Here is a 4,207-nt window from a genome sequence, read left to right as displayed (position 1 = left end):
TACTGCTTCATTTTTTATTTCATCAGACCAACTCTTTATATTTCCTTTACTTCTTTCAAAAGCAACTTGTTCTGACAATTTTAAAATTCTATTTTCCATCTCCATTTAAATCTCCTCCTCAAAAGGAGATTTAATTCTGGATTTATGCTTTGTAAAAATCACTTATTGGGAGGACACATAGCAAGTTTAAACAATCGAATTCAAAATCAAGCTTTTGTGTTAAGTTTTTTACAACTTGTAGGTGTTATGATGGTTATTTTTTCGATCTCTTTTATTCCTATTTTATTTATAAAACTAAAGAAAAAAGTTCATAATGTTTCGGATTCTCATTGATTATTTTAAGTAACAGTAACGCCAGGTCTTTCGGTCTGAATAGGATTTTTTTTGGAGAAATTTTGCAATTCTAAATAATACCGAATGATATTTTGTTGAATTTGATTTGTTTGTAAGGAAGGGCAGGGAAGACGAACGATTAAATTGATTTGATTTGGATTTACAATTGATAATTGAACTCTTGGTTCTATATTAACTGGACCTAATACAAAAAAATGTTTTTCACTTGCATAAAAGTTTTTTGCCTCTTCAAAATAAGCTTGACAAGCCTCTTTTGAGGCAATTAATAAATTTCTTTCACTGGTACTCCATTCCTCATTATTGGAAATAGGAACAATAAAAGAATGTAAAGTAAAACTTTCAGTATAACTTTCTTTTGCAATTGTACTTGTTAAATAAATACTATTTGGAATAACCAAAACTCGGCCTGTATATTGTGAATGTTCTTTACCAGGACCAATCTCAATTAATGTTGTGCTTAAAAATTTGAAATCGACAACTTCACCACGAAAAGTGGAAACTTCAATTCGATCTCCAACGGAGAAAGGTTTTGAAAGCCACTTATATAATCCACCAATAAAACACAAAATAAATTCTTTTGTTGCAATAGCTATAGCCGCAGCAATGGCCACAAAGGATATAGCCATTGTTTTAATTTCATCAGACCAAATTGTAATGAAAGATAAAAAAATAATAATAATGAAAATATTATTTATTTTAACAATAATACTTCTCTTTGTTTCTGCAGGAGATATTTTTAAATGTGAGACTTGTTTCACGAGTAAAAATCGGATTGCTATTAGAACAAAGAAAAATATAAGACTCGTTATAATATGTTGAAGATAATAATCATCGAGAGTGATCGAATTCATGCGATAAACCTTAATAGCAAAACTTTGCTATTTTGAACTTCCTTGTTGCTGTTTTAATTGCTCTTTTGCAGCTTCATTGGCTATTTTTATCATTTTGGGTTTAACAAAGTAATAAATAATAGCACCCACCAAAATGACAATACTCAGAATTAAAAAAGTTTCAAATGGAGATTTCAAAGAAAGAACTCCTATTTTTGCAGCAAGCAAACCAGTTAAACCAATTGTAGCTAAATAAAAGGATTGAAATAAAGATTTATACTTAAGGGGAGCCATAATACTGATTGCGGACATCATAACAGGAGAAATAATAGTTTCACTTATAGATAATAATATAATAAATAACATAAATTGATAATAATGAAACGGTTTTACGCCTTCTTCTATTCCATGGCCAATATGTGCTAAATAAGTAAAATAAAATACTGATATCGCAGCAATAAAAACAGCTAAATTCATTTGAGAAAAAAAATGTGGATATTTATTTTTTAATGCTAATTTAGCTAATATAAATGTAATAATAGGTGTAAAGACTATAATAGTTAAACTTTCTAAAGACATGAAAAATGTTGTAGGAATATCAACATTAAATACGGTCTTATTTGTATATTTTTCAATATATAATGTGAGAGTTCCAGAAACAGCAATATTATAAACGGTTGCCCAAATGGCAAAAAATGCAAATGCAATAATTAATGAATAAAGAGCTCTCATTTGAACTTTAGAGATTGGTTTTTTATTTGGATCCACAACTTTTTTAGATTTTCTATTGAATTCAAGTACGAGATGTTTTTTTCCTAAAATAAAAACAACCATACCAATCACCATTCCAACACCAGCAGAAGATAAAGCAACTTGATAACCAAACTTTTGAGTTAATAAACCGCCGCTTACTCCAGCTATCATAGCTCCAATATTAATTCCAAAATAGTACCAGCTAAACCCAGACTCTCTTCTCGTATCATTTGCCTTATATAAATCACCTAAAAGAGATGGCATACAAGGTTTAAAGAAACTCGTTCCTAAGGCAACACAAAATAATGCTAAATAAAAAACAATTTCAATTTTTGAGAACAGCATTAAAAAATGACCCAGAATAATTATACAACCACCTAAAATGACAGACTTGCCTTTTCCGATAAATCGATCCGCAATGAAGGAGCCTAATATAGGAAGGGTATAGGCAGTCATGGTATAAATTCCAACTAATCCTAAAGCCTTTTCGTTGCTCCAACCTAATCCGCCGCCATAAAGAGGAGCAGATGCATACAAAACCAATAGAAAAGATAAAGTATAATAACTAAATCTTTCGAAAATTTCGGTAAATGCTAGAATGTACATACCCTTAGGTTGTTTTGTTTTTGTGGTCATATTTAATTCTTTCGTGTAAAAGATACAACGGTATTCATCTAAATAAATTTCTTGATCCTAAATTTAAAGGGTAAAAAATAATTTGACAACTTTTTTTTTAAAATAAATCAATTTATATTCGATTTATCTAATATGAAATAAAAATAATTTTAATTTTTGATTTTTTGGGATTTAAAATAAAAACATGATTTACGTTGTTTTTAGATATGAATAAAATTTAATAAGTAATTTTTTTATTTAAAGAAATTACTTTTTGATTAAAGAAACTACTTTTCCAATTTCAAAACAATCAGGTAAGATTTTTTTAAGACTTTCTAACTGACCTGGATCAATGATAAGGGTAAAACCCATTCCCATATTCCAAACGGTAAAAGCTTCTTCATCCGATATTTTTCCAATTGTTTGAAAATGCTTAATGATAGAAGGTACTGGAATTTTTTTCTTATCAATATCATAAACAAAATTTTCAGGTAATATTCTGCTAATATTAGTTAAACCACCACCTGTAATATGTGCCATACCTTTAATAAGAATATGTTTTTTTAAGTTTAAAATATCTTTAACATAAAGACGGGTTGGCTCTGTTAGATAATCACCAATTGTTTTTCCTTCAAATGGAGTTTCTAATGTTACGTTATTGTCTTTCATGATTTTACGAACTAAAGAATATCCATTTGAATGGAAACCACTACTAGGAAGACCAACTATGAGATCATTTTCTTTTATATTTTTACCATCGATAATATCTTTATTTAAAACGTCTCCAACTGCAAACCCAGCAAGATCAAATTTATTTTGATCATAAAATCCAGGCATTTCTGCTGTTTCACCGCCAAGTAACAAACAACCAGAGTCTTGGCATGCTCTTACAATTCCTTTGATGACACGATGGGCAACATCGACATCGAGTTTTCCTGTTGCAAAATAATCAAGGAAAAAGAGAGGTTTTGCACCACATACGATGAGATCATTGACACTCATGGCAACGAGGTCTTGTCCAAGATCTTCATAACGTTGCATTTTGATTCCAAGTTCTAGTTTTGTACCCACACCATCGGTACAGGCTACTAAGGAACGCTCCGAATCCAATTCATATATTCCTGCAAAGCCACCAATAGTGGGGTTTATCTTTTTTATTTTTTCTACGAGAGTTTCTCCAGCTTGGATACTTACCCCTGCTTTTTCATAAGTTGTGCTTGACATAAGGATGTTATCTCCAAATAAGAATTTGATTAAGGGTGTCAATTAAAATTTTATGTTCTAAGGGTCTGACTCGATCTTTTAGTTGCTCTTCGGATTCATAAGGAAACACAGGAAAAGAAACATAGTTTAAAAGTTTCCCAGAATCTAATTCAGGAATAACTTCATGAACAGAAAGCCCCCATTTTGTTACTTTATTTGCAATTGCATATTCATAAGCATGTGCTCCTTTATATAAATCAAGAGGAGCGGGATGCAAGTTGATTAAAACAGGTTTCGATTTTATTTTAGAAACCTCTTCGAAAAAAGTAGGGGATAAAACGCGCATATAACCGGCAAGAACAATAACTTTAATATCATTTAAATGCTGAATTGTTTTTATTAAAGCAATTTCATGTTCTGATCTATTTGTGTAGTTTTTATGTGGAACAATA

General features: G+C 30.2%; 5 protein-coding genes. 1 reads left to right on the top strand and 4 read right to left on the bottom strand.

Annotation, left to right across the window (positions count from 1 at the left end; translation table 11 throughout):
• The first annotated feature begins 144 nt into the window (after positions 1 to 144).
• Positions 145 to 333, top strand: coding sequence for a hypothetical protein (locus tag ACIQ56_RS15145; protein ID WP_397601882.1), 189 nt, complete (start codon positions 145 to 147; stop codon positions 331 to 333).
• Between the two features lie 5 nt (positions 334 to 338).
• Here ACIQ56_RS15145 and ACIQ56_RS15140 read toward each other — a convergent pair whose 3' ends face one another.
• The 4 genes from ACIQ56_RS15140 to ACIQ56_RS15125 all read right to left on the bottom strand — a co-directional run.
• Positions 339 to 1,205: a mechanosensitive ion channel domain-containing protein gene (locus ACIQ56_RS15140; RefSeq protein ID WP_397601881.1), complete on the bottom strand. Its 867-nt coding sequence runs from the start codon at positions 1,203 to 1,205 to the stop codon at positions 339 to 341.
• Between the two features lie 27 nt (positions 1,206 to 1,232).
• A complete protein-coding gene (locus ACIQ56_RS15135; RefSeq protein WP_397601880.1) occupies positions 1,233 to 2,573 on the bottom strand; it encodes a peptide MFS transporter in 1,341 nt (446 codons plus the stop codon).
• A gap of 246 nt (positions 2,574 to 2,819) precedes the next feature.
• Positions 2,820 to 3,776 carry a phosphoribosylformylglycinamidine cyclo-ligase gene (gene purM, locus ACIQ56_RS15130; RefSeq protein ID WP_397601879.1) on the bottom strand — a complete coding sequence of 319 codons (957 nt, stop codon included), beginning with the start codon at positions 3,774 to 3,776 and terminating at the stop codon, positions 2,820 to 2,822.
• A 7-nt stretch (positions 3,777 to 3,783) separates the two neighbouring features.
• A partial coding sequence (locus tag ACIQ56_RS15125; protein ID WP_397601878.1) for a phosphoribosylglycinamide formyltransferase occupies positions 3,784 to 4,207 on the bottom strand: 424 nt, incomplete at its 5' end.

The organism is Silvanigrella sp., assembly GCF_044369315.1.
Lineage (GTDB): Bacteria > Bdellovibrionota_B > Oligoflexia > Silvanigrellales > Silvanigrellaceae > Silvanigrella.
The sequence above is the reverse complement of the archived record's forward strand: the minus strand, read 5'-3'. Positions and strand labels throughout refer to the sequence as shown.